Here is a 26,837-nt window from a genome sequence, read left to right as displayed (position 1 = left end):
CCCCCACGCGTCGCCCACGGAGGCCGCGCGGCCGTCGCCCGGTCACCGTACCGGCACGGCTGCGCGGCCTCCGCGCGCTCGTGCTGACGGCGTGCGCGGCGCTCGTGGCCGTCCTGGTGACGGGCGGCTTGGCCGCCGACGCTTCGTGGGACGCGGTCAGGGACCACTCCGCGCCCCGCGTGACCAGCGCTACCGGGCTGTACTTCGCCCTGAACGACATGGACGCCCAGATCGCCAACCAGTTGCTGGCAGGCCGCACCGCGTCGCTCGCCGGGACGCGCTCCGACGCGGCTCGCGTCTACGAACAGCGCCGCGTCGAGGCCGCCGGCTACCTCCGCGACCTCGCCGGGGCGGCCGCCGGTGATCCGGAAGGCGAGCGCGCGGTCGCCGCCGCCATCGCGGACTTCGGGGCGTACGAGGAACTGGCCGCTCGCGCCTTGGCGCTGGGCCGCATCGCGGAGTACCGCAATGCCACGCGTTTGATGCGCACACGCCTGCTGCCTGAGGCCGACGCCCTGGTGACGGGGAACGACCGCGCCTTCGAGCACACCTACCGGGACGCCCTCGTGCGGGAGGCGCGGTCGCGCGACGCGCTGCTCGCTTCGGGCCTGGCGCTGCTGGCGGTCCTTGTCGCGCTGCAGATCCACCTCGCCGGGCGTTTCCGCCGCGTGATCAATCCCGGGGCCGCAGCGGCCACCCTGCTTGTGCTCGCCGCGACCGTGGCGGGCGCCGCGGGCGTCGGGGCGCAGCGACACGATCTGGACGTCGCGCGACGGGACGCGTTCGACTCCGTCCTGGCCCTCACCCGCGCTCGCGCCGTCGCCTACGACGCCAACGCGGACGAGTCCCGCTACCTGCTCGACCGGGCCCACGCCGGAGCGCAGGAGGCCGCCTTCCTCGGCAAGAGCCAGCGGCTGCTCCGGGTGCCGGACGCCACGATCGGCACCTATGCCGCCGGGCTCGACGCCGTCCGCGTCGACGACCGTGCGACGGGCTTCCTCGGCGACGAGTTCCGCAACATCACCTTCCCCGGCGAGCGCGCTGCCGCCGCACGCGTGCTCGATCGCTACCGGGTCTACCAGCGCGACGACCGCACGATTCGCGCTCTCGCCCGGTCCGGCCGGCACACCGAGGCAGTGGCCTACGGCACCGGGTACGCCCCCGGTGAGTCCAATCACGACTTCGCCGCCTTCGACGCGGCGCTGCGCGACCTCATCGCCATCAACATGTCCGCGTACAAGCACGCCTCCGCCGACGGCGCGCGCGCCGCGCTCCCGCTGCCACTGGGGCTCGCGGGCGGCGTGGCCGTGGCGGCGGGTCTGGTCCTGCTCGGCCTGCGACCCCGCCTCGCGGAGTTCCGCTGAGCGGCGCCGTCGTCGGCGCGCGCGGTGGCGCCGGTGTCAAGGCGGCGTCAAAGGCCCTCCGCGCGACGTCATGGCTTTGCCAATGCCCTGGGCGGCGGTGACGGCGAGGCGTTTCGCTACCAGTGAGGCGGTGCCACGCACCGCACATCCCGCGCGAGGAGGCGCATCGGATGGCGCAGAGCGTCGTCGTGGACGATCCGCCGGGCCGCGTGCCCGGCCGGCTCAAGGTGTACCTCGGCGCCGCTCCGGGCGTCGGCAAGACGTACCGGATGCTCGACGAGGGCCGGCGGCGGGCCGCGCGCGGCACGGATGTGGTCGTCGCCCTCGCGGAGTGCCACGGCCGCCCGCACACGCTGGAGATGCTGCACGGCCTCGAGGCCGTGCCCACGACGCGGCGCCCGCACCAGGGCGGGGAGTACGCGGAACTCGATGTGGCCGCCGTGCTCGCCCGCCGTCCCGCGGTCGCGCTCGTCGACGAACTCGCCCGCACCAATGTGCCCGGCGGCCGGAACACCGAGCGGTGGCAGGACGTCGCCGAGCTGCTGGCCGCCGGGATCGACGTGGTGACCGCGGTGAACATCCAGCACCTGGAGTCGCTGAACGACGTGGTGCGGGAGATCACCGGCATTCCGGAGCCCGAGACCGTGCCCGACGCCATCGTGCGCGGCGCCGACCAGATCGAGCTTGTGGACATCCCGCCCGAAGGGCTGCGCCGGCGCCTGGCGCACGGCAACGTGTGCGAACCGGGCGGCATCGATGCCGCACTCGCCCACCGCTTCCGGATCGGCAACCTCACCGCGCTGCGCGAACTGGCCCTGCTGTGGCTGGCAGGGCGGGTCGACGAGGCGCTGCAGAGGTACCGCAGCGAGCACGGCATCGGACGGGTGTGGGAGACCCGCGAACGCGTCGTGGTGGCGCTGACCGGCGGGCCGGAGGGCGAGACGCTGATCCGCCGGGCGGTGCGGATCGCCGACCGGGCGGCGGGCGGCGCCCCCGGTGCGGGCCGGGGCTGCGACGTCCTGGCGGTGCACGTGGTGCGGAGCAAGGGCGGCCTCCCCGGCGTCCCGCCCGGCACCCTCGCCGAGCAGCGGCAGCTCGTGGAGGGCCTGGGCGGCAGCTACCACACCGTCGTCGGCGACCACGTCCCCACCGCGCTGCTGGACTTCGCCCGGGCCGAGAACGCCACCCAGCTGGTCGTCGGGGTGAGCCGGCGCGGCCGGCTGGCCCGGCTGGCGTCGGGGCAGGGTGTCGGCGAGACCACCGTCGAGCACTCCGGGGACATCGACGTCCACATGGTCACGCACGGGCGGGCGGGCCGCGGGCGCCTGCTGTCCCTCCGCGGCGGCGGCCTGCCCATCGTGCGCAAGGCCGCCGGGCCGGTGGCGGGCGTTGTGCTGCCGGCGCTGCTGACCGTCCTGCTCGCGCACACCCGCGGGCACCTCAACCTCACCAGCCAGGCCCTGCTCTTCCTGCTCGCCGTCGTCGGCGTCGCCTGCCTCGGCGGGGTGGTCTCCGCACTGCTCGCGTCGGTCACGGCCTCCTTGCTGCTCAACTACTGGTTCATCCCGCCCGTCGGCCGGTTCACGATCAACGACACCAACAACGCGCTGGCCACCGTGGTGTTCGCCGCGGTCGCCGTGACCGTGGCGGCCGTCGTCGACCGGTCGCTGCGGCTGTCCCGCCGGGCGGCCCGCGCGACGGCCGAGGCGGAGACGCTGTCCTCGCTCGCGGGGGACGTCCTGCGCGGCGACCAGGCCGTCCCGCTGCTGCTGGAACGCACCCGCGAGGTCTTCGGGATGGACAGCGCCGAGCTGACGGGAGCCGACGGGCCGCCGGCCGGGGAGGGGCCACCGCCGGTCACCGTGCCGATCGGGGGCGACGCCCGCCTGGTGCTGCGCGGCCGGGGCCTGGCCGCCTCCGAACGGCGGGTGCTGACCGCGTTCGCCGCCCACCTGACCGCCGCCGTCGACCACGCCCGGCTGGCCGAGGCGGCGGCCGAGATCGAGCCGGTCAGGGCGGCCGACCGCATGCGCACGGCGCTGCTCGCCGCCGTCAGCCACGACCTGCGCACCCCGCTGGCCAGCGGCTGGGCGGCGGTCAGCTCGCTGCGCAGCAGCGACGTCGACTTCTCCGCGGAGGACCGCGAGGAACTGCTCGCCACGGCCGACGAGTCCATGGCCCGGCTCAGCCGGCTGGTGGACAACCTGCTCGACATGAGCCGGCTGCAGGCCGGCGCGCTCAGGCTGCGGCCGGTGCCCACGGCGCTGTGCGAGGTGCTGCCGCTCGCCCTCGACAGCCTTCCTGGGGACCGGGCGCCGGTTCTCGCCCCGGAGTTGGAGCGCGCCCCCGACGTCCTGGCGGACGCGCCCCTCCTGGAGCGGGTGCTCGCCAATCTGGTCGCCAACGCGGTCCGCTACGCGCCCGCCGGGAAGCCCGTGCTGGTGACCGCCAGCTCGCTGGCCGACCGGGTGGAACTGCGCGTCGCCGACCGGGGGCCGGGGCTGCCGGAGGACGCGCGCGAGCGGGTCTTCGAGGCGTTCCAGCGCCTGGGCGACACCGACAACAGCACCGGGCTGGGCCTGGGCCTCGCCCTGTCCCGCGGCCTCGCCGAAGCCATGGGCGGCACCCTTGTGCCCGAGGACACACCGGGCGGCGGGCTCACCATGGTGCTGTCCCTGCCTGCCGCACCAGCACCGGAGCGCGCGGCCGCCTGAGCACCGCCGGGGCGGCCGGAAGGCGTCAAGGCCACGTCAACATGACCGGGTGCCGCGCATCGTGTCCCGTTTGTCCATTGCTGGGACCATAGGATTTGCTACGTCGGCGCGCCGGACAGCCGGCGCAATGAAGCGGAACGTGGAGTCATGGCACGCGGCATATTGCGGATCTACCTGGGGGCCGCCCCTGGAGTGGGCAAGACCTACGCCATGCTCTCCGAGGCGCACCGGCGGCTGGAGCGCGGCACCGACTTGGCCGTGGCCTTCGTCGAGCACCACAAGCGGCCCCGCACCGAGGTCATGCTGCACGGCCTGGAGGTGATTCGGCGCAAGGAGATCGAGTACCGGGACACGACGTTCACCGAGATGGACGTCGACGCGGTGCTCGCCCGCCGGCCCGAGGTCGCCCTTGTCGACGAGCTCGCCCACACCAACGTCCCCGGAAGCCGCAACGAGAAGCGCTGGCAGGACGTCGAGGAACTGCTCCAGGCCGGGATCAACGTCATATCGACGGTCAACATCCAGCACCTGGAGTCGCTCGGCGACGCCGTCGAGTCGATCACCGGGGTGCGCCAGCGCGAGACCGTCCCCGACGAGGTGGTGCGCAGGGCCGACCAGATCGAGCTGGTCGACATGTCGCCCCAGGCGCTGCGCCGCCGCATGGCGCACGGCAACATCTACGCCCCCGACAAGGTCGACGCGGCCCTGTCCAACTACTTCCGGCCGGGCAACCTGACCGCGCTGCGCGAACTGGCGCTGCTGTGGGTCGCCGACCGGGTCGACGAGTACCTGCGGCAGTACCGCGCCGACCACCACATCTCCACCACCTGGCAGGCCCGCGAGCGCATCGTCGTCGGACTGACCGGCGGCCCCGAGGGGCGCACCCTGATCCGGCGCGCGGCCCGGATGGCCGCCAAGGGCGCGGGCGGCGAGATCCTCGCCGTCCACATCGCCCGCAGCGACGGCCTGGCGGCCGGCTCGCCCAAGGAGATCGCGGTCCAGCGCACCCTGGTGGAGGACCTCGGCGGCTCCTTCCACCACGTCGTCGGCGACGACGTGCCCTCCGCCCTGCTGGACTTCGCGCGCGGCGTGAACGCCACCCAGATCGTGCTGGGCACCAGCCGCCGACCGGCCTGGCAGTACGTGCTCGGCCCCGGCGTCGGCGCGACCGTGGCCCGGGAGTCCGGTCCCGACCTGGACGTGCACATCGTCACCCACGAGCGGGCCGCCAAGGGCCGCGGCCTGCCCATCGCCCGCGGGGCCCGGCTCGGCCGCTCGCGGGTGATCGCGGGCTGGCTGACCGGCGTGCTCGGCCCGATCGTGCTGTGCGCCGTGCTGACGCATCTGCACAGCGGCCTCGGCCTGGCCACCGACATGCTGCTGTTCATGGCCCTGACGGTCGCGGCGGCGCTCACCGGCGGCCTGTACCCCGCGCTCGTCTCCGCCGTCGGCGGCTCCCTGCTGCTGAACTACTACTTCGCGCCGCCCCTGCACACCTTCACGATCTCCAAGCCGGAGAACGTGATCGCCATCGTGATCTTCGTGGTGGTCGCCCTCGCCGTCGCCTCGGTCGTGGACCTGGCGGCCCGCCGCACGCACCTGGCGGCCAGACTCCAGTCCGAGGCGGAGATCCTGTCCTACCTGGCGGGCAGCGTGCTGCGCGGGGAGCACTCGCTGGAGGCGCTGCTGGAGCGGGTGCGGGAGACCTTCGGCATGGAGTCGGTGGTCCTGCTGGAGCGGGCGGGCGAGCACGAGGCGTGGACCTGTGCCGCCGGTGTCGGCGGCACTGGGTGCCTGCGTCCCGAGGACGCCGACGTGGAGGTGCCGGTCAGCGACAACCTCTCGCTCGCCCTCACCGGCCGCGTGCTGCCCGCCTCGGACCGCCGTGTGCTGTCCGCCTTCGCGGCCCAGGCCGCCGGCGTCCTGGACTGGCAGCGGCTGGAGGACGAGGCCGCCCTCGCCCGCGGCCTCGCCGAGGGCAACCGGATCCGCACCGCCCTGCTCGCCGCCGTCTCCCACGACCTGCGCACCCCTCTCGCGGGCATCAAAGCGGCGGTCAGCTCGCTGCGCTCGGACGACGTCGCCTGGTCCGAGGAGGACGAGGCCGAACTGCTGGCGGGCATCGAGGACGGCGCCGACCGGCTGGACAACCTGGTGGGCAATCTGCTCGACATGTCCCGGCTGCAGACCGGCACCGTCAATCCGCTGATCCGCGAGATCGATCTGGACGAGGTCGTGCCCAAGGCACTGCGCGGCGTCCCCGACGGAAGCGTCACCCTGGACGTCCCCGAGACGCTGCCCATGGTCTCCGTCGACCCGGGACTGCTGGAGCGCAGCGTCGCCAACATCGTCGAGAACGCCGTGAAGTACAGCCCCGAGGGAACCAAGGTGCTGGTGGCCGCCAGCGCCCTCGGCGACCGCGTCGACCTGCGCGTGGTCGACCGCGGACCGGGCGTGCCGGACACCGCCAAGGACCGGATCTTCGAGCCCTTCCAGCGCTACGGCGACGCGCCCCGGGGCAACGGCGTCGGCCTCGGCCTGGCCGTCGCCCGCGGCTTCGCCGACGCCATGGACGCGACCCTGCACCCGGAGGACACCCCCGGCGGCGGCCTGACCATGGTGCTCACCCTCAAGGCCGCGCCCGGCAGCCCTCCCGCGACGCCGGACCTCCCCGCCGAGGCGACGACATGAGCGCGTCGCCCGGTCACATGTCCGTGGCCGCCGCAGCCCCCAAGACCGTTGCAGTGAACGAAAGGCAGGCCCCATGAACCGGGTGCTCGTGGTCGACGACGAGCCGCAGATCGTGCGGGCTCTCGTGATCAACCTGCGTGCCCGCAAATACGAGGTCGACGCCGCCCATGACGGTGCGACCGCGCTCGCGCTCGCGGCCGCCCGGCACCCCGACGTCATCGTGCTCGACCTCGGTCTGCCCGACATGGACGGCGTCGAGGTGATCCGGGGCCTGCGCGGCTGGACCCGGGTGCCGATCATCGTGCTCTCCGCCCGCCAGGCGTCCGACGAGAAGGTCGAGGCGCTGGACGCGGGCGCGGACGACTACGTCACCAAGCCCTTCGGCATGGACGAACTGCTGGCCCGGCTGCGCGCCGCCGTCCGGCGGGCCACGCCCGGCGGCCCCGAGGACGGGGCCGCCACCGTGGAGACTGAGTCCTTCACCGTCGACCTGGCCGCCAAGAAGGTCAACCGCGACGGCGCCGACGTCCGCCTGACCCCGACCGAGTGGCACCTGCTGGAGGTCCTGGTCCGCAACACCGGCCGCCTGGTCAGCCAGAAGCAGCTGCTCCAGGAGGTCTGGGGGCCCTCGTACGGCACGGAGAGCAACTATCTGCGGGTCTACATGGCGCAGCTGCGGCGCAAGCTGGAGGCGGACCCCGCGCATCCCCGGCACTTCATCACCGAGCCGGGGATGGGCTACCGCTTCGAGAAGTGAACCCGGCACCTGGCCCGGTACCCTTCGGAGTATGAGTGGTACCACCCGTTCGGACCGACCCGCCGGCCGTTTTCGCCGGATGCTCGACCGCCTGTCCACCTCCCAGGAGGAGCTGCACTCCGACGAGCTGCGGCGGGACACCGCGGACGTCGGGTGCACACGGATCTGCGACTGCCACGACCGTGACATCGTCACGGTGACGGGTACACTGCGCGCAGTCACGCTGCGTCCCCGTGCCGGCGTCCCCGCGCTGGAGGCGGAGCTGTTCGACGGCTCGGCGGCGCTCGACGTCGTGTGGCTCGGGCGGCGGAGCATCGTCGGTATCGAGCCGGGCCGCAGGATCATCGCGTCGGGGCGGATCTCCATGAACCGCGGCCGTCCGGTGCTGTTCAACCCCAAGTACGAGTTGCGTCCGGTCGGACAGGAGTAGCCGGTGGCGTCGATCGACAAGCGGACCGGGACAGAGCCCGGCACCGATGCCGGGCCGCAGGGCCCGGAGCACGACGCGGCGGCCTCCAGGGCAGCCGCGGACCACGCGCTCCTGGAGGCCTTCGGCGGCGTCTGGGGCATGGTGGACACCACGGTGCCCGGTCTGGTGTTCGTGCTGATCTACACGATCAACCACGACATCAAGACGGCGGCGGTGGCCGCGCTCGGCCTCTCCCTGGTGCTGGCGCTCGCCCGGCTGGTGCGCAAGCAGACGCTCAAGCACGCCTTCAGCGGCGTCTTCGGCGTCGCCTTCGGCGCGGTCTTCGCCATGCTCTCCGGGGACGCGAAGAACTTCTACCTGCCGGGCATGCTCTACACCCTGGGGCTCGCGGTCGCCTACGTGATCTCGGCGCTGGTGGGTTACCCCCTGATCGGGCTGCTCCTCGGCCCGATCCTGAAGGAGAACCTCTCCTGGAAGACCAGGAACCCCGGGCGGCTCGTGGCGTACACCAAGGCCACCTGGGCCTGGGGCATCATCCTGCTGGCGAAGTCGGCGGTGCTCTTCCCGCTGTACTTCTGGGGCAACGCCACCCAGCTCGGCTGGGTCAAGGTCGCGCTCGGCATCCCGCCGTTCCTGCTCGCCGTCTACCTGACGTGGATCTTCCTCGCGAAGGCCCCGCCGCCGATCGACGTGATCGCGGAGATGGAGGCCGCCGAAGCGAAGGAAGCCGAGGAACGGGCCGCCAAGGAGGCCGCGGAGCGCTGACAGCGCCCGCCGGCGACTCCCTCCGCACGGCACGAAGGGGCGCCCGGAACCAGTGGTTCCGGGCGCCCCTTCGTATGCGCCCGGCCCGCGGGTCAGGCGCCGCTGCGGACCGAGAGCAGGTCCTCCAACTGCTCCTCGCGGTGAGGGGCCGCGACGAAGAGCAACTCGTCGCCCGCCTCCAGCGCGTCGTCCTTGGACGGCGTGAGCACCCGGTGACCGCGGATGATGGTCACCAGCGCGGTGTCCTCGGGCCAGCGCACGTCGCCGACGCGGGTGCCGACGAGCGCGGCCTCCTCGGGCAGCGTCAACTCGACCAGGTTCGCGTCACCCTGGCTGAAGCGCATCAGCCGGACCAGGTCGCCGACGCTCACCGCCTCCTCGACCAGGGCAGACATCAGCCGCGGGGTGGAGACCGCGACGTCCACGCCCCAGGCCTCGTTGAACAGCCACTCGTTCTTGGGGTTGTTCACCCGGGCGACCACGCGCGGCACGCCGTACTCCGTCTTGGCGAGCAGCGACACCACGAGGTTGACCTTGTCGTCGCCCGTGGCGGCGATCACCACATTGCAGCGCTGCAGCGCCGCCTCGTCCAGCGAGGTGATCTCGCAGGCGTCGGCCAGCAGCCACTCCGCCTGCGGTACCCGCTCGACCGAGATCGAGGTCGGGTTCTTGTCGATCAGGAGGACCTCGTGGCCGTTCTCCAGCAGCTCACCCGCGATCGAGCGGCCCACGGCACCCGCCCCTGCGATGGCGACCCTCATCGGCTCGTCTCCTCGGGACCCTTGGCGAACGCGGCCTCGACCTGCTCGACCTCATTGGTGCGCATCATCACGTGGACGAGGTCGCCCTCCTGCAGAACGGTCTCGGACGTCGGCAGCATCGCCTCGCCGAGCCGGGTGAGGAACGCCACGCGCACCCCGGTCTCCTCCTGGAGCCGGCTGACCTTGTGGCCCACCCACGCGGTGTCGGTGTGCACCTCGGCGAGCTGCACCCCACCGCTCGGATCGCGCCACAACGGCTCGGCACCCGACGGCAGCAGGCGGCGCAGCATCTGGTCGGCCGTCCAGCGCACCGTGGCCACGGTCGGGATGCCCAGACGCTGGTACACCTCGGCACGGCGGGGGTCGTAGATGCGGGCGGCCACGTTCTCGATGCCGAACATCTCACGGGCCACCCGGGCCGCGATGATGTTGGAGTTGTCGCCGCTGCTGACGGCGGCGAAGGCGCCGGCTTCCTCGATGCCCGCCTCGCGCAGCGTGTCCTGGTCGAACCCGACCCCGGTCACGCGGCGCCCGCTGAAACCCGAGCCCAGGCGGCGGAACGCCGTCGGATCCTGGTCCACCACGGCCACTGTATGACCTTGCTGCTCAAGGGAGTGCGCGAGAGTGGAACCCACTCGCCCGCAACCCATAATCACGACGTGCACGACCGTCCTTCCGGCTGTCAACGATGTGGCCGATTCCCTCTCAGGGTCTCAGACCGCGGCCAAAGCTACACACGCACGTAACCGCTCGATAGGTGGGCGGTGGGTCGGAAACCTTGACGATCCTCTAACATCCTCGGGTGTCCAAACTGACCGACCTTCCGAAACGGATCCTGATCGGGCGGGCGCTGCGGAGCGACAAGCTCGGGGAGACCCTCCTGCCCAAGCGGCTGGCTCTCCCGGTCTTCGCCTCGGACCCGCTGTCCTCCGTTGCCTACGCGCCGGGCGAGGTGCTCCTCGTCCTGTCGATCGCGGGAGTGTCGGCCTACCACTTCAGCCCCTGGATCGCGGTCGCGGTCGTGGTGCTGATGTTCACGGTCGTCGCCTCGTACCGGCAGAACGTGCACGCCTACCCCTCCGGGGGCGGCGACTACGAGGTCGCGACCACCAACCTCGGGCCCCGCGCCGGGCTCACCGTGGCCAGCGCGCTGCTCGTCGACTACGTGCTCACCGTGGCCGTGTCGGTGGCCTCGGGCGTGGAGAACCTGGGCTCGGCGGTGCCGTTCTTCGTCGAGCACAAGGTGATCGGCGCGATCGGCATGATCGTGCTGCTCATGCTGATGAACCTGCGCGGTGTGCGCGAGTCCGGGACGATCTTCGCGATCCCCACGTACGCCTTCGTCTTCGGCGTCTTCTGCATGCTGCTCTGGGGCATCTTCAAGATCGCCACCGGCAGCGAGATGCACGCTCCGACCGCGGGCTACACGATCAAGGCCGAGCACACCGGACTGGCCAGCTTCGCCCTGGTCTTCCTGCTGCTGCGGGCCTTCTCCTCCGGCTGCGCCGCGCTCACCGGCGTCGAGGCGATCAGCAACGGCGTGCCCGCCTTCCGCAAGCCGAAGTCGAAGAACGCCGCCACGACGCTGGCCGCCATGGGTCTGCTCGCGGTGACGATGTTCTGCGGCATCATCGCGCTCGCGCTGTACACGAAGGTGCGGATGGCCGAGAACCCGGCCACCGACCTGCTCGTGAACGGCAAGCCGGTCGGCGCGGGTTACACCCAGGACCCGGTGATCGCGCAGGTCGCCTCCGCGGTGTTCGGCGACGGCTCGATCCCGTTCATCTTCCTCGCGGGGGCCACCGCCCTCGTCCTCTTCCTGGCGGCCAACACCGCGTACAACGGCTTCCCGGTGCTCGGCTCGATCCTCGCCCAGGACCGCTACCTGCCGCGGCAGCTGCACACCCGCGGCGACCGGCTGGCCTTCAGCAACGGCATCGTGCTGCTGGCCGCCTTCGCCGCCGTGCTCGTCTACCTCTACGGGGCCGACTCGACCCGGCTGATCCAGCTCTACATCGTCGGCGTCTTCGTGTCGTTCACCCTGAGCCAGATCGGAATGGTCCGGCACTGGAACCGGCACCTGGCCGACGAGACCGACCCCGCGGTGCGCCGCCACATGATCCGCTCGCGCGCGATCAACACCTTCGGCGCCTTCTTCACCGGCCTGGTGCTGGTGGTCGTCCTGCTGACCAAGTTCACCCACGGCGCCTGGGTCGCGGTCCTGGGCATGGGCCTGTTCTACGCGACGATGACCGCCATCCGCCGCCACTACGACCGGGTCTCCAGCGAGCTCGCGGCCGCGGAGGAACCCGGCGAGGAGGAGGCCAAGCCGTCCCGGGTGCACTCGATCGTGCTGGTCTCCAAGGTCCACAAGCCCACGCTGCGCGCCCTGTCCTACGCCAAGCTGTTCCGCTCGGACTCGCTGGAGGCGCTGAGCATCAACGTCGACCCGGCCGACACCAAGGCGCTGCAGGCGGACTGGCAGCGGCGCGGCATCGACGTGCCGCTGAAGGTGCTGGACTCGCCCTACCGCGAGATCACCCGGCCGATCGTCGACTACGTCAAGAGCCTGCGCCGCAGCAGCCCGCGCGACGTCGTCTCGATTTTCATCCCGGAGTACGTGGTCGGCCGCTGGTACGAGCACCTGCTGCACAACCAGAGCGCCCTGCGGCTCAAGGGCCGGCTGCTGTTCACCCCCGGTGTGATGGTCACCTCGGTGCCCTGGCAGCTGGAGTCCTCCGAGCGCGCCAAGGTCCGGGCCCGCAAGGGCGCCGAGTGGAACGCCCCCGGTTCGGTGCGCCGCGGCGAGGTCGGCCGCCCGCGCAGGCGCCGGGAGCCCAGCGAACGGGCGTGAGAGGAGGGCGGCGGCGCACCGTAGACTGGTGAGCTGCCGTCCTCGTCCCCCCGTTGTCAGGAGCCCGTTCCGAGATGCAGCACCGTACGAAGGCCCCCGAGGCCGACGCCCTCGTCGGCGAGCGCTACGAGGTCGAGGTCGGCCCCGTCGCGCACGGCGGTCACTGCGTCGCCCGCCACGAGGGCCAGGTGCTGTTCGTCCGGCACGCCCTCCCCGGCGAGCGCGTGATCGCCCAGGTCACCGAGGGCGGCCCGGACTCCCGCTTCCTGCGCGCCGACGCGGTGGAGATCCTCGAGGCCTCCCCGGACCGGGTCGAGGCGCCCTGCCCCTTCTCCGGACCGGGCAAGTGCGGAGGCTGCGACTGGCAGCACGCGGCGCCCGGCGCGCAGCGGCGGCTGAAGGTCCAGGTCATCACCGAGCAGCTGGAGCGGCTCGGCGGCCTCACCCCCCAGGAGGCCGGCTGGGACGGCACCGTGGAGCCCGCTCCCGGCGACAAGGTCGCCAAGGGCGAGGTCCCGGCCTGGCGCACCCGTGTCCAGTACGCCGTCGACGCCGACGGGCACGCCGGTCTGCGCCGCCACCGCTCCCACGAGGTCGAGCGGATCGACCGCTGCCTGATCGCCGCCCCGGGCATCTCCGAGCTGGGCGTGGAGTCCCGCGACTGGCCCGGCATCGCCACCGTCGAGGCGATCTCCGCCACCGGCTCCTCCGACCGGCAGGTCATCATCACGCCGCGCCCCGGCGGGCGGCTCCCCATCGTGGAGCTCGACCGGCCGGTGTCGGTCATGCGCGTCGACGAGCAGGGCGGTGTGCACCGCGTCCACGGTCGCGGCTTCGTGCGCGAGCGCGCGGACGACCGCACCTGGCGCGTCGGCTCCGGCGGCTTCTGGCAGGTCCACCCGATGGCCGCGGAACTCCTCGTCGAGGCCGTCATGCAGGGCCTCACGCCCCGCAAGGGCGAGACGGCCCTCGACCTCTACTGCGGAGTGGGACTGTTCGCCGGCGCGCTGGCCGAACGGGTCGGCGAGACCGGTGCCGTCCTCGGCATCGAGTCCGGCAAGCGCGCGGTGGAGGACGCCCGCCACAACCTCGGCGACCTCGACCGGGTCCGCATCGAGCAGGGCAAGGTCGAGACGGTCCTGCCCCGCACCGGCATCACCGAGGCCGACCTCGTCGTGCTCGACCCGCCCCGCACGGGCGCCGGCCGCGCCACGGTCGCCCACGTCGCCTCCCTGGCCCCCCGCCGCATCGCGTACGTCGCCTGCGACCCGGCCGCCCTCGCCCGCGACCTGCGCTGGTTCGGCGAAGCGGGCTATGTCCCGCGCCGCATGCGGGCGTTCGACCTCTTCCCGATGACGCACCACGTGGAGTGCGTGGCGATCCTGGAGCCCGCGCCCAAGGACAGCTGACCCCCGCGCCCCCGGCGGGGGCACGGGTCGGGGCCGTGCAGACTGGTGGCATGCAGACTTCCGAGGCCGGGCCGGGGGAAGCGGCGCCGGCCGCACCCCTGAAGAGGGCGGACGCGCGCCGCAATCACGAGCGGGTCGTCGCCGCCGCGATCGAGGTGTTCGCCGAGCTCGGCCCGCAAGCCACCGTGCCGCAGATCGCGGCCAGGGCGGGGGTCGGCAAAGCCACCGTCTACCGGAGCTTCCCGGCCAAGGAGGACCTGGTCGAGGCGATCGCGCGGCTGCGCCTGGAGGAGCTCCGGCGGGAGACCGAGGTGGCGCTCGGCGAGACCGACCCCGGACGCGCGTTCCACGCCTATGTGCTGCGGCTCTTCGAGACCCTGGCCCGCGACCGGCTGCTGACCGGACGGCTGGCGGAGGCCGCCTCGCCCGCGGCCGGCTCCGTCCTCACCGTGCTGACGGAGTTGATGCAGGCGGCCAAGGCGACCGGGACGGTCCGCGAGGACGCGACGCTGCTGGACCTGAGGGTCGTCCTGTGCGGCGCCGCGCTTCAGCTCATGACCGTGGCGGAACGCGACCCGGCGGTCTGGCGGCGCTACGGGGAACTGGTGCTCCAGGCCCTGCGGCCCTGACGCGTCGAACTTCGGAAACCGCGGAAGACGCCGTCGTCGTCCGCGAACCCGGTGAAGTCCTCCCAGGCCATGTTCGCCAGGGCCAGGTTGTTCTCGATCGAGTACAGCTGACGCGCGACGACGCGCAGCGTGTCGAACCGCCCCTGCTCGCCGACCCGCAGAGCGAGCAGCGGCATCTCGGGGGAGGCGAGCGAGGTCCTGTCGGCCATGACGACGAGCCGGTCCCGGGGCCGCTCCCGCCTCGGCGAGAGCGCCGCGATCCGCGCGGGCGCCAGGTCGCGGCAGGCGGGGTCCTCCACGATGTGCAGGTAGGCGATGAAGCCGTCCTCGGAGGGGGTGGCGAGTGCCCGGCGCATCAGGCGCCAGGCCGCGTCGTCGGAGAAGTCGACACGGACGAGCGGGGTCTCGTCGCCGTCCGGCTCGGGGAGCATGTTCACGGGGACCGCCTCGGGTGGGGTCAGCGGCTGCCGGATTCCGGGCCGGGAGCGTCGTTGAGGACGGGTTCGTCGCCGTACACCTTGGTGATCTCGACATCGAGCACCGTGCACACCCGGCTGAACGACCAGTAGTAGCCGGCCACTTGCAGCACCTCGACGATCTCCCGGTCGCTGAGGAACCGCCGGGCCTCGGCGAAGAGTTCGTCGGACACGTGCGGGCTCCGCACCACCTCGGCGGTGAGGCGGAGGAGGGCCTTGTCGTACGGCGACAGGGCGGGGCTCTCCAGCTCCCGCTCGGCGATGAGCCGGCGCGTCGCTGCGTCGACTCCCGCGGCCTGCGCCATCGGCTCGTGCTGGGCGGTGACGAAGGCGCAGTCGGTGTACTCGGCGACGGTGAGGATCACCAGTTCCCTTGAGCGGGCGGGCAGTTCGAGTGCGGTGAACTGCGCCTTGGCGAGCTCGATGAAGGGCCGCACCGTGCCGGCCGAGTGGGACAGCATCTTGACCAGCGGGTCCGGCGGGAGGAAAGAGAGGAATTCGCGCACGTCGGCAGGGAGGGCGTGCGGGTCCGGGTTCGCCAGGCGGGGCATGGGGGTTCTCCGTTCGTTCGGTGGCTCGGTGGCTCGGTGCTTCTGCTGCTTTCTGCGGGTCAGGGAGCCGGGTCCGGGGCGAGGCTGAAGCCGGTCTCGCTCAAGTGCCGGAAGCGGCCGTCCTCGGCCAGCGTTCCGAAGATCGCGATCTCCCGGTGCTGGGTGGAGCCGTCGGCAAGCGTGATCTCGAAGACGTGCCGTTCGGCATAGACGGAGCCGTCCCGCAGTTCGTCGACCACGGTGACGGTGCCCTTGGTGATGCCGGCGCGGGTGCGCGCGACCATGGCGGCGAACTCGGCGCGGTCGATGGTCCTTCCGTCGCTGCGGTGGGTGTAGTCGGGGGCGTAGTACGTGTCCAGGGCCTCGTCCAGGGGGAGTCGGGGCTCGAACACCAGGGCTCGGAGGGCTTCGCTGATCCGCGCGTGGGTCATCGCTGGCGCCTTTCTGAGGGGCCGGGGAAGATGTGGACTCTGAGGTCCGGATGCCCCGAACGCTACCGGACCCATGAGTCCGGTACCAACGTGAGGACCGTCATACGGGCACGCGAGGGCAGGTGGCGGCACCTGGTGGCCGCGTCGGCGCGGAGCGGTGGCGTGACGGATCTGCGGGCGTCGTGCGCCCGCGGCCGTTGCGGCGGCGCGGTCGCCGCCCCGCGTCAGACGGCGGGGGTGTGCGCGCCGGTGCGGACGCCGCGGATGCCGGCGACCAGGAGGTCGACGCCGCGCGCGTAGTAGACGTCGTCGCTCGCGCACGACGCCAGGGCGGCCGCGGCCGCGACGACGTGCGGGTAGCGCTCGGCGGGGAGCGCCTCCAGGGATGCCCGCTTGGCCTGGACCGCGTCGTCCCGTGCCGGCGCTTCCTCGGCCCGGCCGCCGCCGGGCTCCGTCACGACGAGCGTGACCATCGAGCAGAGGCACTGGCTCGCGATCTCCGCGGCCTGCTCGACCTCGAAGCCCGCGCCGGCCAGCAGTTCCAGCGTCCGCTCCGCGATGGCCAGACCCGACGGCGAGCCGAGGATCCGGGTGGTGACGAGTCCGGCCGCGGCGGCGTGCGGGCGCAGGACGGTGAGCAGCGACGTGAGGACGCCGTGGAGTTGGGCGTCCCAGGGGCGGTCGTCCGGTTCCGGGAGGCGGACCTCGGACAGGAGGCGCTCGGCGACGGCGTCGAGGATCTGGTCCTTGTCGCGGAAGTGCCGGTAGAGGGCCATCGCGGAGACCCCGTGCTCCTGGCCGACGCGGCGCGTGGTCACGGCGGTGAGTCCTTCCGTGTCGGCGAGGGAGAGGGCCGTGGTCACGAGGACGTCGCGGTCCAGGCGCTTCCTCGGTGACTCCATGTGCGACCTCCCTGACCGACCGGGTTTACAGCGTACATGTGCGAGGGCCGATGCGGGGACGCACTTGTTTACGCTGTAATCTCATGCCTATGCTTACGCTGTAAACATCATTCTTCCGGAATCGCCCCGACGCGTTCCGGCCCGGCGCGCGACATTCGGCGACGCGTCAACTTCTCCGCACCATCTCCCTGTTCTGATGAGGAATTCCATGCGGCGCAGCCCTTGGGCGACCCTGACGGTGTTGGCCCTCGCACAATTCATCGTGGTGCTCGACGTGACGATCGTGAACGTCGCACTGCCCCGTATCCAGACGGATCTCGACTTCACCGCCGACGGCCTGCAGTGGGTCATCAGCGCATACACCCTGGTGTTCGGCGGGTTCCTGCTCCTCGGCGGCCGCGCCGCCGACCTGCTGGGATCCCGGCGGGTCTTCCTCACCGGCCTCGCCCTCTTCGGCGTCACCTCGCTCGTCGCCGGCCTGGCCGGCACCCCGGGCGCGCTCATCGCCGCCCGGGCCGTGCAGGGACTGGGCGGAGCCCTGATGTCCCCGGCGGCCCTGTCGATCCTGACGGTCACCTTCGCGCACGGCAGGCAGCGCAACATCGCCATGGGCGTGTGGGGCGGCTTGGCGGGCCTCGGCGGCACGCTGGGCGTGGTGGCCGGCGGCCTGCTCGTCGACTCGCTCAGCTGGCGCTGGGTCTTCTTCGTCAACGTCCCCGTCGTCGTGGCCCTGATCGCGGCCACCCCGCTGATCATCCGCGCCGTCGCCCGCCGGTCCGGTCACGGCTTCGACCTCCTCGGCTCGGTGCTGAGCACCGCGGGACTGCTGGCCCTGGTCTACGGCGTGGTGCGGGCCGAGCCGGTGGGCTGGGGATCGGCCGAGGTCGTCGGCTGCCTTGCGGCGGGAGTGGTCCTGCTGGCCGCCTTCGTCGCGGTCGAGGCCCGTTCCGCGGCGCCCCTCGTGCCCTTGCGGCTGTTCCGCTCCCGGGCACTCAGCTCGTCGAGCGGCGCCCTGGCCCTGAACGGCGCGTCCTTCCTTGCGATGTTCTTCCTGACCGCGATCTACCTCCAGCAGGTCCGCGGTGCCTCGGCGCTGAGGACCGGCATGGAGATCCTGCCGATGGGTGCCGCCGCCATCCTCGTCGCCGTCGTCACGCCGCCGTTGGTGCACCGTTTCGGCACGCGCACCGTCCAGTTGTGCGGCGCCGCGCTGAGCGCGCTGAGCCTGCTGCTCCTCGCCGGGACGGGCGCGGACAGCGGATACGCCTCGCACCTGCTGCCGGGTCTGATCCTGTTCGGGGCCGGTGTCATCGCGGTCGGTGTCCCCGCGCAGATCGCGGCCGTCGTGGACGTCGAACACCATGAGGCAGGTGCGGCCTCGGGTGTCGTCACCGCCTTCTACCAGGTCGGCGGCGCGCTGGGACTGGCCCTCGCGACGACCCTGTCCGTCTCGCGCTCCCATGCCGCGCTCGCGGACGGCATGGCCCAGCAGCAGGCCCTCGTCGAGGGGTTCCACCGCGGACTGCTCGTCGCGGCCGCCTTCGCCGTGGTCAATGTGGTGGTGACGCTCGCCTCGCCCAGGATCGCGCCGAGCGCGGAGCAGATTGCCGAGGCAGCAGCCACCGCCTGACGAAGCGTCAGTTCCTCGCGGCTGTGCCCGGCGCTTGAAGTCGGCGGGCTCCGTGCCGCGGTCGGAAGTCCGGGCCGGAGTGAGACGCGCGCCACTGTGGCCGGACTGGCGGACCGGAGCGGTGTCGTTTAATGTTCAACCATGTGCAGGGCGGCGCCCTGCCCGCAAGATCCGGCACAGCAAGGAGCGAAACACGTGACACGCGTCTCGATCATTTTCTACTCGGCCACCGGCTCGGTGCGGAGCCTGGCGCAGGCGATCGCCGAAGGCGCGCAGAAGGAGGGGGCTGAGGTCCGGGTGCGCCGCGTGGCGGAACTCGCGCCCGAGGCCGCGATCAACAGCAACCCCGTGTGGGCGGAGAACCACCGCGCCTCGCAGGACATCCCCGAGGCCACGAACGACGACCTCGAGTGGGCCGACGCCGTGCTCTTCGGCTCGCCGACCCGCTTCGGCCTCCCGGCCGCGCAGCTCAAGCAGTTCATCGACCAGACCGGCCCGCTGTGGGCCCAGGGCAAGCTGGCCAACAAGGTCTACGCCTCCTTCACCTCCGCGGCCAACGCCCACGGCGGCCAGGAGAGCACCATCCTCGCGATCAACAACACCTTCTACCACTGGGGTGGACTCATCGCGTCCCCCGGCTACACCGACCCGCTGCTCTTCGCGGCCGGTGGCAACCCCTACGGCCCCTCGCACCCCTCCAACAACGGTGCGGACCTTCCCGACGCCGCGCGTCTGGACGCCGCCCACTACCTGGGTGCCCGTGTGACCCGCATCGCCACCGCGCTCAAGCCCGGCGGCTCCCTCTGACCTCTCCGGTCCGGCCGAGGCCGTCGTCCCTCCGGGGGCGGCGGCCTTCGCGCGTTCCCGACGGGGCGGGTGAACCACGAGGGAACTCTTGGTCATCGATTTCTCAGGGAAGCGTTTTGACCTGATTCCGCTGCCTAGCATGAGGTGATCAACGCACCGTACGACACCGGGGGAGGCCCGGAATGCCCTTGTCCGGCCCGGGACTGCGCTCACCCCGTCTGTGGGGCGCCACCGGCATCGTGGTGGTGCTGGCCGTCTTCGCCGCCGTCGTCCTGTGGCAGGACTCACCTCCTGCCGCGCGGGCGGCCGCGGCCGGACCACCGCACACCACCGTCCAGGTCTCCCGCGGTGCCTGCGGCACCGGCTGGGCCGACGCGCGGCCCGGCCTTCAGGTCTTCGACCTGCACAACTCCTCCGACGTGGCCGCCGAGGTCTACCTGGAGGACGCCGCGAGCAAGGCCGTGTACGGCGAGGTCGAGGACATCGGCCCCGGCACGACCCGTTCGCTGACCGTCGACATCGGCAAGGGCGCGTACGCGTTCCAGTGCGTGCCCGACGACGGCGACGCGATCACCGGGCCCACGGTCCGCATCACTTCGGGACAGGGCGGGCCCGCCGCCGCCCCGGTCAGCCGGCAGGACCTTGTCCCGCCGTCGATCGCCTACCAGAAGTGGGTCGCCGGAGGGCTGGACCGCGTGGTGCGGCTCACCGGGGATCTGCGGGACGCCGTCGACCGCGGTGATCTCGCCGCGGCGCGCAAGGCCTGGCTGCCGGCGCACCTGGAGTACGAGCGGCTCGGCGCCGCGTACGACGCCTTCGGCGACGCGGACGGGCAGATCAACGGGACGGACGCGGGCCTGCCCGGTGGCGTGGCCGACCCGTCCTTCACCGGCTTCCACCGCATCGAGTACGGGTTGTGGCACGGCCGGTCCGCGGGCAGCCTGCGCGCCCCGGCGGCCGACCTGGTGGCGGCCGTCACCGCGCTGCGCGACAGCTGGTCGCAGGCCCGCATGGACCCGGCCCAACTGGGCCTGCGGGCACACGAGATCCTGGAGAACACCGTGCAGTTCGAGCTGACCGGACGCACCGACTACGGCAGCGGCAGCAATCTGGCCACCGCCCGCGCCAACCTCGACGGCACCCGTGAGGTCCTGTCCCGGTTGCGCCCCCTGCTGGCGACCCGGTACCAGGAACTGCCGCAGCTGGACCACGAACTGGACGCGGCACAGGACACGCTGGACGGGCTCGCCCCGGACGGCGAGTGGATCCCGCTGGCCCGGCTGACCCGGGCCCAGCGCGAGAAGGTGGACGCCGCCCTGGACGAACTGGTGGAACGGCTGGCCTCGGTGGCCACCCTGTGCGAACCGCGGAGGACGGTGTGAGCTCCGTGGAAGGGCCGGGAACCGGAGGAGTCGGACGGCGTGGTTTCCTGCGGGGCGCGGCGCTTGCCGGAGCCGGGCTCGCCGCCGGCGGAGCGGCGCCGCCCTCCGCCGGTGCGGCGGACGACGGCGCAGCGGCCGCACCGCCCGTCGCCCCGTTCCACGGCCGCCACCAGCAGTCGGTGATCGCGACCGCGCGCCGGGTCACCGCGTTCACCGCGCTCGACGTGACCGCGGGCACCCGCGCCGAACTCACCGACCTGCTGCGCACCGTGACCGACCGCGCCCGCGCGCTGACCTCCGGCGGCACACAGCGGCCGGTCGGCATCACCGGACCGCCCGCCGACTCCGGGCTGCTCGGGGAGCGGGTGCCCGGCGGCGCGCTCGCGGTGACCGTCGGCGTCGGCGGCTCCCTCTTCGACGGCCGGTTCGGTCTCGCCGATCGCAGGCCCCGCCGGCTGACCGCGATGCCCGCCTTCCCCGACGACGACCTGCTGCCTGAGTGGTGCCACGGCGACCTCAGCCTGCAACTGCACGCGGACGACACGGACACCGTGCTGCACGCGCTGCGCGACATCGCCCGGCACACCCGCGGCGGCATGCAGGTCCGCTGGCGGATGGACGGCTTCAGCAGCCCGCCGCGCCCTGCCGGCACCCCGCGCAACCTCCTGGGATTCAGGGACGGCACCGCCAACCCGGACTCCTCCGACGCCCGTGAGATGGACCGCCTGGTGTGGGTCGGCCAGGGCGCCGGCGAGCCGGACTGGGCCGTCGGCGGCAGCTACCAGGTGGTCCGGCTGATCCGGATGCTCGTGGAGTTCTGGGACCGGGTCTCGCTGCCGGAGCAGGAGCGGATGTTCGGCCGGGCCCGCGAGTCCGGAGCGCCGCTGGACGGCAACCACGAGCGGGACACACCCCGTTACGCCGACGACCCCAAGGGCGACGTCATACCCCTGGACAGCCATATCCGGCTCGCCAACCCGCGTACCGCGGGCACCGCGGACCAGCGCATCCTGCGGCGCCCCTACAACTACGACCGGGGCGCGGACGCCAACGGCAACCTCGACATGGGCCTGCTCTTCTGCAGCTACCAGCAGGACCTGGCCCGCCAGTTCGAGACCGTCCAGCACCGTCTGGCGGGCGAACCGCTCGTCGACTACATCAAGCCCTTCGGCGGCGGCTACTTCTTCGCACTGCCCGGTGTGAAGGACGCGGACGACTGGTACGGACGCGCCCTGCTCGGCTAGAGCGCTCGTCATACACCACGCGGGGACCGTACGCACCCCGGGTCAACTGATGGTCAAGTTTTGGCCCGGCTTCCCTGACCGCCTGTTCATCCCGCCGCCACCAACGCTCCGACATCACGCCGCTCCACGGGCGGAGCATCCGAGAACGTACGCCAAGGCAACGATCCTCTGCGGAGCGTGACAGAACATGATCAGCAGGAAGAGACGAGCGGCGATGCGGAGCCTGGGGGCGCTTGCGGGCGCCGCCGCCCTCACCGTTCTCGGCGGCAGCGCGGCCACCTACGCCGCGACGCCCAACTGGCACCACCCCGCCCCCTCGACGGCCACGCCCATCAAGCACGTGGTCGTCCTGTTCGACGAGAACGTCTCGTTCGACCACTACTTCGGCACCTACCCGACGGCCGCCAACACCGACGGCACCAAGTTCAAGGCGGCCAAGAACACCCCGCGTGACATCGACACCCTCGCGAACGCCGGGCTGCTGAAGAAGAACCCCAACCAGTACGCGCCCCAGCGGCTGGCCTCCTCGCAGGCGCTGACCTGCGACCAGAACCACAACTACGGGCCGGAGCAGTACGCCTACAACGGCGGCAAGGCCGACCAGTTCGTGCAGAACACCAATGTCGACACCTGCAGCGGCGGCCTCTTCGGCGAGCCGGGCCTGGTGATGGACTACTACGACGGCAACACCGTCACCGCGCTGTGGAACTACGCCCAGCACTACACCCTGGGCGACCGCTCGTTCAGCTCGGTCTATGGGCCGTCCACCCCCGGCGCCCTCAACCTGATCGCGGGTCAGACACACGGCGTCGTCTCCGTCGACCCGGCCTCGGGCACCGAGCACCCGAAGCAGACGTCCACGCCGGACGCCTACACCGTGCTCTCCCCGAACTCCAAGGGCGTCGGTACGGTCATCAACGACCCGGACCCGGCGTACGACGACTGCGCCGACAAGGACCACACCAGTACCAACGCGCTCGGCGCGATGCAGGGCCGCAACATCGGCGACCTGCTCAACGCCAAGAACGTCAGCTGGGGCTGGTTCCAGGGCGGCTTCCGGCCCTCCACGCCGTGGGACGGCAAGCAGGGCGACTACGCCAAGTGCGACACCACGCACGCCAACATCGGCGGCGCAGCGGCCGTGGACTACAGCCCGCACCACTCGCCGTTCGAGTACTACAAGTCGACGTCCAACCCGCACCACCTGCCGCCCAAGAACGTCGACGAGATCGGGCACAACGGCCAGGCCAACCACAACTACGACCTGACCGACTTCGACGCGGCCCTGAAGGCGGGCAAGCTGCCCGCCGTCAGCTTCGTCAAGGCGCCCGAGTACCAGGACGGCCACGGCGCCTACTCCGACCCGATCGACGAGCAGCACTTCCTCGTCCAGCAGATCAACGCCGTGCAGCAGTCGCCGCAGTGGAGCTCCACCGCTGTCGTCGTCGCGTACGACGACTCCGACGGCTGGTACGACCACACGTTCGTCAAGCCCCGCAACGGCTCGAAGGACACCACGGTCGGCTCGAACGGCAAGACCACCGACAGCCCCGCCTGCCAGGCCGGCCCCAAGGCCGCCGGTGGCTACGCGGACCGCTGCGGCCCCGGCACGCGTCAGCCGCTCCTGGTGGTCTCCCCGTACAGCAAGGTCAACAAGGTCGACCACACGCTGACGGACCAGTCCTCGATCATCCGTTTCGTCGAGGACAACTGGCACACCGGCCGGGTCGGGGACAGCTCCTTCGACGCCACGGCCGGCTCGCTGGCGGGCATGTTCGACTTCCGGCACCCGAACAACAAGCAGCTGGTGCTGAACGCGGACGGCTCGGTCAAGTCCTACGGCCCGATCCGGCACGTGGCGCCCGTCGCCACGAGCATCACGCCGGGACCGGCCATGCGGATTACCGCCGCGACCACCGACGCCCCGGCGTTCCCGGCCCTGCCGGTGGGCCTGGCCGTCGGCGCGCTGCTGGCCGCCGGTGCCACCGGGACCTGGTTCACGGTCCGGCACAACCGGCGTACCGCCGCCTGACGCGGACGTGGCGGTCGGCCTGACGGCCGCCACGGCGGAGGGCCTGCCCCTGGGGGCGGGCCCTCCGTTCGCGTTCGCCGTCAGTCCCGCGTCAGGGCGCAGTCCGGGCACCGGCCCCAGAAAGTCACGGCGGCCTCCTCGATCTCGTAGGTGTCCGGGATCTCGGGGCTCAGGCACGGCGCACGGCCCACGGCGCACTTGACGTTGCGGATGCTCCCGCAGGAGCGGCAGACGAAGTGGTGGTGGTTGTCACCGCGCTCGGTCTCGTAGCGGCCCGGCTGGCCGGGGATCATGGTGCAGCGAACCAGCCCCGCGTCCGTGAGGGCGCGCAGGACGTTGTAGGTGGCCTGCAGGGACAGGCCGCCCGTGACACGCAGGGCCAGATGACGCAGCGCCTCGGCGTCGGGGTGGCCCGGTGACTCGTCCACCGCCATGAGCAGCGCGATGCGCTGCGCCGTCACCCGCAGCCCGGCCGTCCGGAGCCGGGCGGTGGCGGCGGCCATGGGTTCGACGCTGGTCACAGGGTGTGCTCCGCGTGTGTCGGGGACCTGCCGGGACCGCAGTGCAGCTCGAACCACACGGCCTTGCCCGTCTGGTTGGTGTCGGAGCCCCAGCGAGCGGCGAGAAGTTCGACCAGCGTCAGTCCGCGGCCGCTCTCGTCCTCGGAACCCGCCCCCACGACCTGGGGCAGGTCCGGACTGCCGTCGATCACGGCGCAGCAGATGGTGTCGCCCAGGAGTACGCAGTTCAGGGCCAGCGGTGCGCGGGCGTGCCGCAGCGCGTTGCCGACCAGCTCGCTGACCAGGAGTTCGGCTGTGTCCGCGACATCGTCCAGGCCCCATTGGCGCAGCGCTCCGCGAACCGCTTCGCGTGCGTGGTGGCAGGCCTGACTGGACCAGGGAAGCGCCCAGGATCCCGCGGCAGCGGACGGGGTTCCTGCGCCGCCGGAACAAGGCGTCTTGGAGGGCAGCAATGCAGCGCCCATGATCAACACCAGCTCGAGAGAGGTGAATAAAAAGCTCTAATTAGGACAATACTCCACTTCTGGAGTGAGTCAAGTGAAACGACTCGCTCCTCGAAAGATGTCGCTCCAGTCGCTGGAGTGAAGGGGTGGCATCACTCTGCGTCACGGTCGGGGGTGGTGGCCGGGGCCGGGGAGGGGCGGCCTCCGGATTCGCCCGGGCGGGTGCGGGTCGCCCGACGGCATGCTCTTGGATGTGGGCATGACCGTTCACGACATCGCCCGGCGCCTGCCCGGCATTTCCGTACTCCGCGACCACTGCCGCGCGTTGGCCATGCTGGATGCGATCCTCAGCCCCGAGTGGGCCGGCCGGTACCACTCCTACGACTCCCAGTGGTCCGGGAGTGAGGAGATGGCCTCGATGCGCGACGGCTCCGGCAACGAGTACGCGATCGTCTTCTCGCCTGCGGGCGCCTACGTCTGCGGGTTCGCCCACGAATCGCCGATGAGTCCCTATGTGGCGGACGGCCCCTGGCCGGGCGTCCTCGACGAGGTCCCCGAGGTCTTCCGTCCGTACGTCGAGGAGCCGGCGTTCTCGGACGAGGACGGTATGCCGGTGGTGACCGTCTGTATGTGGAGGCAGCCCCAGGACACCGCCTGGCGGGCGGGAGTGATCGAGTTCCCCCAGGACGGGACGGACGACCCGGACGGCGCGGGCTGTCTCTTCGCCCTGCTGGCTGACCGCTCGGCGGAGGAGTACCGGGACTTCGCGGAGGACTACTACGAGACGCCGGTCGACGGGGAGGCCGTCCGGCATGTCCTCGCGCTCCGCCCGCTGACCGCGGAGGTGGTCGCCGCGCTGAATCCGGACGTGGCCCCGGCCGATCTCGCCAAGGACATGGAGCAGATCGGCTATCCCCTCGGCTGAGTGCCCGCTCCGGCGCGTACTGCGCGCTCCGCGGCGGCCTTGACCGCGGTCATCCATATCTCGTGCTGGGCGCGGAGCTTGCCGGGGCTGAACACGAGGCGGACCAGCGGGGCCGCCATCGACTCCTCCACGCGCAGGACGGTCCCGCCGTCCGGCGTCGCCGTGAGCACTTGGCGGTCCACCGCCTTGACGCCCATGGCGACGCCGGTCCAGGTCAGTTCACGCCCCTCGTCGACCACGGCGAAGCGGGACGTGATCGTGGCGCGGCCCATGGCCCAGATGAACTCGGCGTCCTGGGTCACCCCGTTGTCGAGCCGCACGATTCGGCGGCCGGGCAGCACCGACGACCATCCGGAGGGGTCGGCGATGATCTCCCAGACCCGCTCCGGCGGTGCTTCGATCCGCATCTCCGACACGCTCACGACCGGCGCGTCGGCGTCGATCCGGCGCCGCTTGGCGAACTGGTCGTGCAGGTCCTGCCGGTTAGGGCCGCGGTAGAGCAGTTTCATGACGAACCCCATTCGTGACGGGTGAGGCATGCTTCGAACTGTGAGCAATGCTCTCGCAGTGCATTGCTCGGAGTCAAGAGCAGTGCTCTCGCACGAGTGAAATCGAGTTCGTGATGCAACCGGCGGAGGCGCGGAAGCGGTGTGGTGGGAGCGGCAGGGCGCGCCGGGGTCAGACCATGCCGCTGATGCTTTCCGGGACGATCACGAACAGGACGCGCACCTGGTCGCGACCGCCGAACCACGGGTAGGGCCCGCCCAGGTACTTGTGGGACAGCTTCTCGATGTGCTCCGCGGCGCCCTCGGTCCTCACCTCGACGACCCGCCCGCGGATCTGGACGTAGCGGGTCGGGGCGGCGGGGTCCGAGACCGTCACGGCGACGCGCGGATCCCGCTGGATGTTCCGGGTCTTCACGTGCGTCTGGACGCTGTTGACGAGCACGTGCTCGCCGTCGGTGTCGACCCAGGTCTGGGTCAGCTGCGGCGAGCCGTCGGGCATCGTCGTCGCGAGGTAGCAAGTGCTGGGCCGGTCCAGCAGATCGAGCAGTTCGGCGGAGAGCTTCACGGTGATCCCTCGGTGCGGTGGTTCCTGGCGCGCGCAGCCTACGGGGTC

At 71.9% G+C, this 26,837-nt stretch carries 25 protein-coding genes; 15 read left to right on the top strand and 10 right to left on the bottom strand.

The window, feature by feature from the left end:
* Nucleotides 1-80 precede the first annotated feature (80 nt).
* The 6 genes from ACIP64_RS33980 to ACIP64_RS33955 all read left to right on the top strand — a co-directional run bounded on the left by ACIP64_RS33980 (nucleotide 81) and on the right by ACIP64_RS33955 (nucleotide 8,721).
* Nucleotides 81-1,364 (top strand): hypothetical protein, encoded by a 1,284-nt coding sequence (locus ACIP64_RS33980; protein ID WP_401594510.1) that lies wholly within the window; start codon nucleotides 81-83, stop codon nucleotides 1,362-1,364.
* A gap of 170 nt (nucleotides 1,365-1,534) precedes the next feature.
* The gene (locus ACIP64_RS33975) at nucleotides 1,535-4,078 is read left to right on the top strand and encodes an ATP-binding protein (protein WP_401594507.1); all 2,544 of its coding nucleotides are present in this window, start codon (nucleotides 1,535-1,537) and stop codon (nucleotides 4,076-4,078) included.
* Between the two features lie 147 nt (nucleotides 4,079-4,225).
* Nucleotides 4,226-6,769 (top strand): DUF4118 domain-containing protein, encoded by a 2,544-nt coding sequence (locus tag ACIP64_RS33970; RefSeq protein WP_401594503.1) that lies wholly within the window; start codon nucleotides 4,226-4,228, stop codon nucleotides 6,767-6,769.
* 73 nt (nucleotides 6,770-6,842) lie between these two features.
* On the top strand, nucleotides 6,843-7,526 hold the full coding sequence (locus ACIP64_RS33965; protein WP_319659086.1) for a response regulator: 684 nt from the start codon (nucleotides 6,843-6,845) through the stop codon (nucleotides 7,524-7,526).
* 31 nt (nucleotides 7,527-7,557) lie between these two features.
* Nucleotides 7,558-7,956 carry an OB-fold nucleic acid binding domain-containing protein gene (locus ACIP64_RS33960; protein WP_360905814.1) on the top strand — a complete coding sequence of 133 codons (399 nt, stop codon included), beginning with the start codon at nucleotides 7,558-7,560 and terminating at the stop codon, nucleotides 7,954-7,956.
* Nucleotides 7,957-7,959: 3 nt separating this feature from the next.
* A complete protein-coding gene (locus tag ACIP64_RS33955) occupies nucleotides 7,960-8,721 on the top strand; it encodes a DUF3159 domain-containing protein (RefSeq protein ID WP_360905813.1) in 762 nt (253 codons plus the stop codon).
* A gap of 92 nt (nucleotides 8,722-8,813) precedes the next feature.
* Here ACIP64_RS33955 and ACIP64_RS33950 read toward each other — a convergent pair whose 3' ends face one another.
* Both ACIP64_RS33950 and ACIP64_RS33945 read right to left on the bottom strand, forming a co-directional pair.
* Nucleotides 8,814-9,482, bottom strand: a complete 669-nt coding sequence (locus ACIP64_RS33950) for a potassium channel family protein (RefSeq protein ID WP_401594499.1) — start codon at nucleotides 9,480-9,482, stop codon at nucleotides 8,814-8,816.
* Nucleotides 9,479-10,147, bottom strand: a complete 669-nt coding sequence (locus ACIP64_RS33945; protein ID WP_360905811.1) for a TrkA family potassium uptake protein — start codon at nucleotides 10,145-10,147, stop codon at nucleotides 9,479-9,481. Before ACIP64_RS33945 ends, ACIP64_RS33950 begins: the two co-directional genes overlap by 4 nt.
* A 137-nt stretch (nucleotides 10,148-10,284) precedes the next feature.
* On the opposite strand from ACIP64_RS33945, the gene ACIP64_RS33940 reads away from it, so the two are divergent.
* The 3 genes from ACIP64_RS33940 to ACIP64_RS33930 all read left to right on the top strand — a co-directional run bounded on the left by ACIP64_RS33940 (nucleotide 10,285) and on the right by ACIP64_RS33930 (nucleotide 14,374).
* On the top strand, nucleotides 10,285-12,336 hold the full coding sequence (locus ACIP64_RS33940) for an APC family permease (protein WP_401594496.1): 2,052 nt from the start codon (nucleotides 10,285-10,287) through the stop codon (nucleotides 12,334-12,336).
* A 74-nt stretch (nucleotides 12,337-12,410) separates the two neighbouring features.
* A complete protein-coding gene (locus tag ACIP64_RS33935; RefSeq protein WP_401594493.1) occupies nucleotides 12,411-13,745 on the top strand; it encodes a class I SAM-dependent RNA methyltransferase in 1,335 nt (444 codons plus the stop codon).
* 50 nt (nucleotides 13,746-13,795) lie between these two features.
* Nucleotides 13,796-14,374 carry a TetR/AcrR family transcriptional regulator gene (locus ACIP64_RS33930; protein ID WP_401594491.1) on the top strand — a complete coding sequence of 193 codons (579 nt, stop codon included), beginning with the start codon at nucleotides 13,796-13,798 and terminating at the stop codon, nucleotides 14,372-14,374.
* On the opposite strand, the gene ACIP64_RS33925 is transcribed toward ACIP64_RS33930, so the two are convergent.
* From ACIP64_RS33925 to ACIP64_RS33910, 4 genes are all read right to left on the bottom strand, one after another.
* On the bottom strand, nucleotides 14,338-14,805 hold the full coding sequence (locus ACIP64_RS33925) for a DUF6924 domain-containing protein (RefSeq protein ID WP_401594607.1): 468 nt from the start codon (nucleotides 14,803-14,805) through the stop codon (nucleotides 14,338-14,340). The genes ACIP64_RS33930 and ACIP64_RS33925 overlap by 37 nt on opposite strands.
* Before the next feature lie 26 nt (nucleotides 14,806-14,831).
* On the bottom strand, nucleotides 14,832-15,401 hold the full coding sequence (locus tag ACIP64_RS33920; RefSeq protein WP_401594488.1) for a carboxymuconolactone decarboxylase family protein: 570 nt from the start codon (nucleotides 15,399-15,401) through the stop codon (nucleotides 14,832-14,834).
* 59 nt (nucleotides 15,402-15,460) lie between these two features.
* Nucleotides 15,461-15,832, bottom strand: coding sequence for a nuclear transport factor 2 family protein (locus ACIP64_RS33915; protein WP_401594485.1), 372 nt, complete (start codon nucleotides 15,830-15,832; stop codon nucleotides 15,461-15,463).
* 224 nt (nucleotides 15,833-16,056) lie between these two features.
* Nucleotides 16,057-16,734 (bottom strand): TetR/AcrR family transcriptional regulator, encoded by a 678-nt coding sequence (locus ACIP64_RS33910; RefSeq protein WP_401594483.1) that lies wholly within the window; start codon nucleotides 16,732-16,734, stop codon nucleotides 16,057-16,059.
* Between the two features lie 241 nt (nucleotides 16,735-16,975).
* On the opposite strand from ACIP64_RS33910, the gene ACIP64_RS33905 reads away from it, so the two are divergent.
* The 5 genes from ACIP64_RS33905 (at nucleotide 16,976) to ACIP64_RS33885 (ending at nucleotide 23,829) form a co-directional block, all read left to right on the top strand.
* Nucleotides 16,976-18,364 (top strand): MFS transporter, encoded by a 1,389-nt coding sequence (locus ACIP64_RS33905; protein WP_401594481.1) that lies wholly within the window; start codon nucleotides 16,976-16,978, stop codon nucleotides 18,362-18,364.
* Nucleotides 18,365-18,559: 195 nt separating this feature from the next.
* Entirely contained in the window at nucleotides 18,560-19,171 is a 612-nt protein-coding gene (wrbA, locus tag ACIP64_RS33900) for an NAD(P)H:quinone oxidoreductase (protein WP_401594479.1), read from the top strand.
* A gap of 182 nt (nucleotides 19,172-19,353) precedes the next feature.
* Nucleotides 19,354-20,553 (top strand): EfeM/EfeO family lipoprotein, encoded by a 1,200-nt coding sequence (locus tag ACIP64_RS33895; RefSeq protein ID WP_401594476.1) that lies wholly within the window; start codon nucleotides 19,354-19,356, stop codon nucleotides 20,551-20,553.
* On the top strand, nucleotides 20,550-21,797 hold the full coding sequence (efeB, locus tag ACIP64_RS33890; RefSeq protein ID WP_401594473.1) for an iron uptake transporter deferrochelatase/peroxidase subunit: 1,248 nt from the start codon (nucleotides 20,550-20,552) through the stop codon (nucleotides 21,795-21,797). The genes ACIP64_RS33895 and efeB overlap by 4 nt, the downstream gene beginning before the upstream one ends.
* A 214-nt stretch (nucleotides 21,798-22,011) precedes the next feature.
* A complete protein-coding gene (locus tag ACIP64_RS33885; RefSeq protein WP_401594604.1) occupies nucleotides 22,012-23,829 on the top strand; it encodes a phospholipase C in 1,818 nt (605 codons plus the stop codon).
* A gap of 80 nt (nucleotides 23,830-23,909) precedes the next feature.
* On the opposite strand, the gene ACIP64_RS33880 is transcribed toward ACIP64_RS33885, so the two are convergent.
* Nucleotides 23,910-24,350, bottom strand: coding sequence for a Fur family transcriptional regulator (locus tag ACIP64_RS33880; RefSeq protein ID WP_401594471.1), 441 nt, complete (start codon nucleotides 24,348-24,350; stop codon nucleotides 23,910-23,912).
* On the bottom strand, nucleotides 24,347-24,814 hold the full coding sequence (locus ACIP64_RS33875) for an ATP-binding protein (RefSeq protein WP_401594468.1): 468 nt from the start codon (nucleotides 24,812-24,814) through the stop codon (nucleotides 24,347-24,349). The genes ACIP64_RS33880 and ACIP64_RS33875 overlap by 4 nt, the downstream gene beginning before the upstream one ends.
* A gap of 238 nt (nucleotides 24,815-25,052) precedes the next feature.
* Here ACIP64_RS33875 and ACIP64_RS33870 point away from each other — a divergent pair, with 238 nt between their 5' ends.
* Nucleotides 25,053-25,718, top strand: a complete 666-nt coding sequence (locus ACIP64_RS33870; RefSeq protein ID WP_401594465.1) for a hypothetical protein — start codon at nucleotides 25,053-25,055, stop codon at nucleotides 25,716-25,718.
* Here the strand turns inward: ACIP64_RS33870 and ACIP64_RS33865 are convergent.
* Both ACIP64_RS33865 and ACIP64_RS33860 read right to left on the bottom strand, forming a co-directional pair.
* Nucleotides 25,703-26,227 carry an SRPBCC family protein gene (locus ACIP64_RS33865; protein ID WP_401594462.1) on the bottom strand — a complete coding sequence of 175 codons (525 nt, stop codon included), beginning with the start codon at nucleotides 26,225-26,227 and terminating at the stop codon, nucleotides 25,703-25,705. The two genes, ACIP64_RS33870 and ACIP64_RS33865, sit on opposite strands and share 16 nt — an antisense overlap.
* 169 nt (nucleotides 26,228-26,396) lie before the next feature.
* Entirely contained in the window at nucleotides 26,397-26,789 is a 393-nt protein-coding gene (locus ACIP64_RS33860; RefSeq protein WP_401594460.1) for a PPOX class F420-dependent oxidoreductase, read from the bottom strand.
* Nucleotides 26,790-26,837: the final 48 nt, after the last annotated feature.

The sequence above is a fragment of the Streptomyces sp. NPDC088733 genome (assembly GCF_044751185.1).
GTDB lineage: Bacteria > Actinomycetota > Actinomycetes > Streptomycetales > Streptomycetaceae > Actinacidiphila.
Note: the sequence above shows the minus strand (reverse complement) of the source record. Positions and strands in the feature narration are given on the sequence as shown.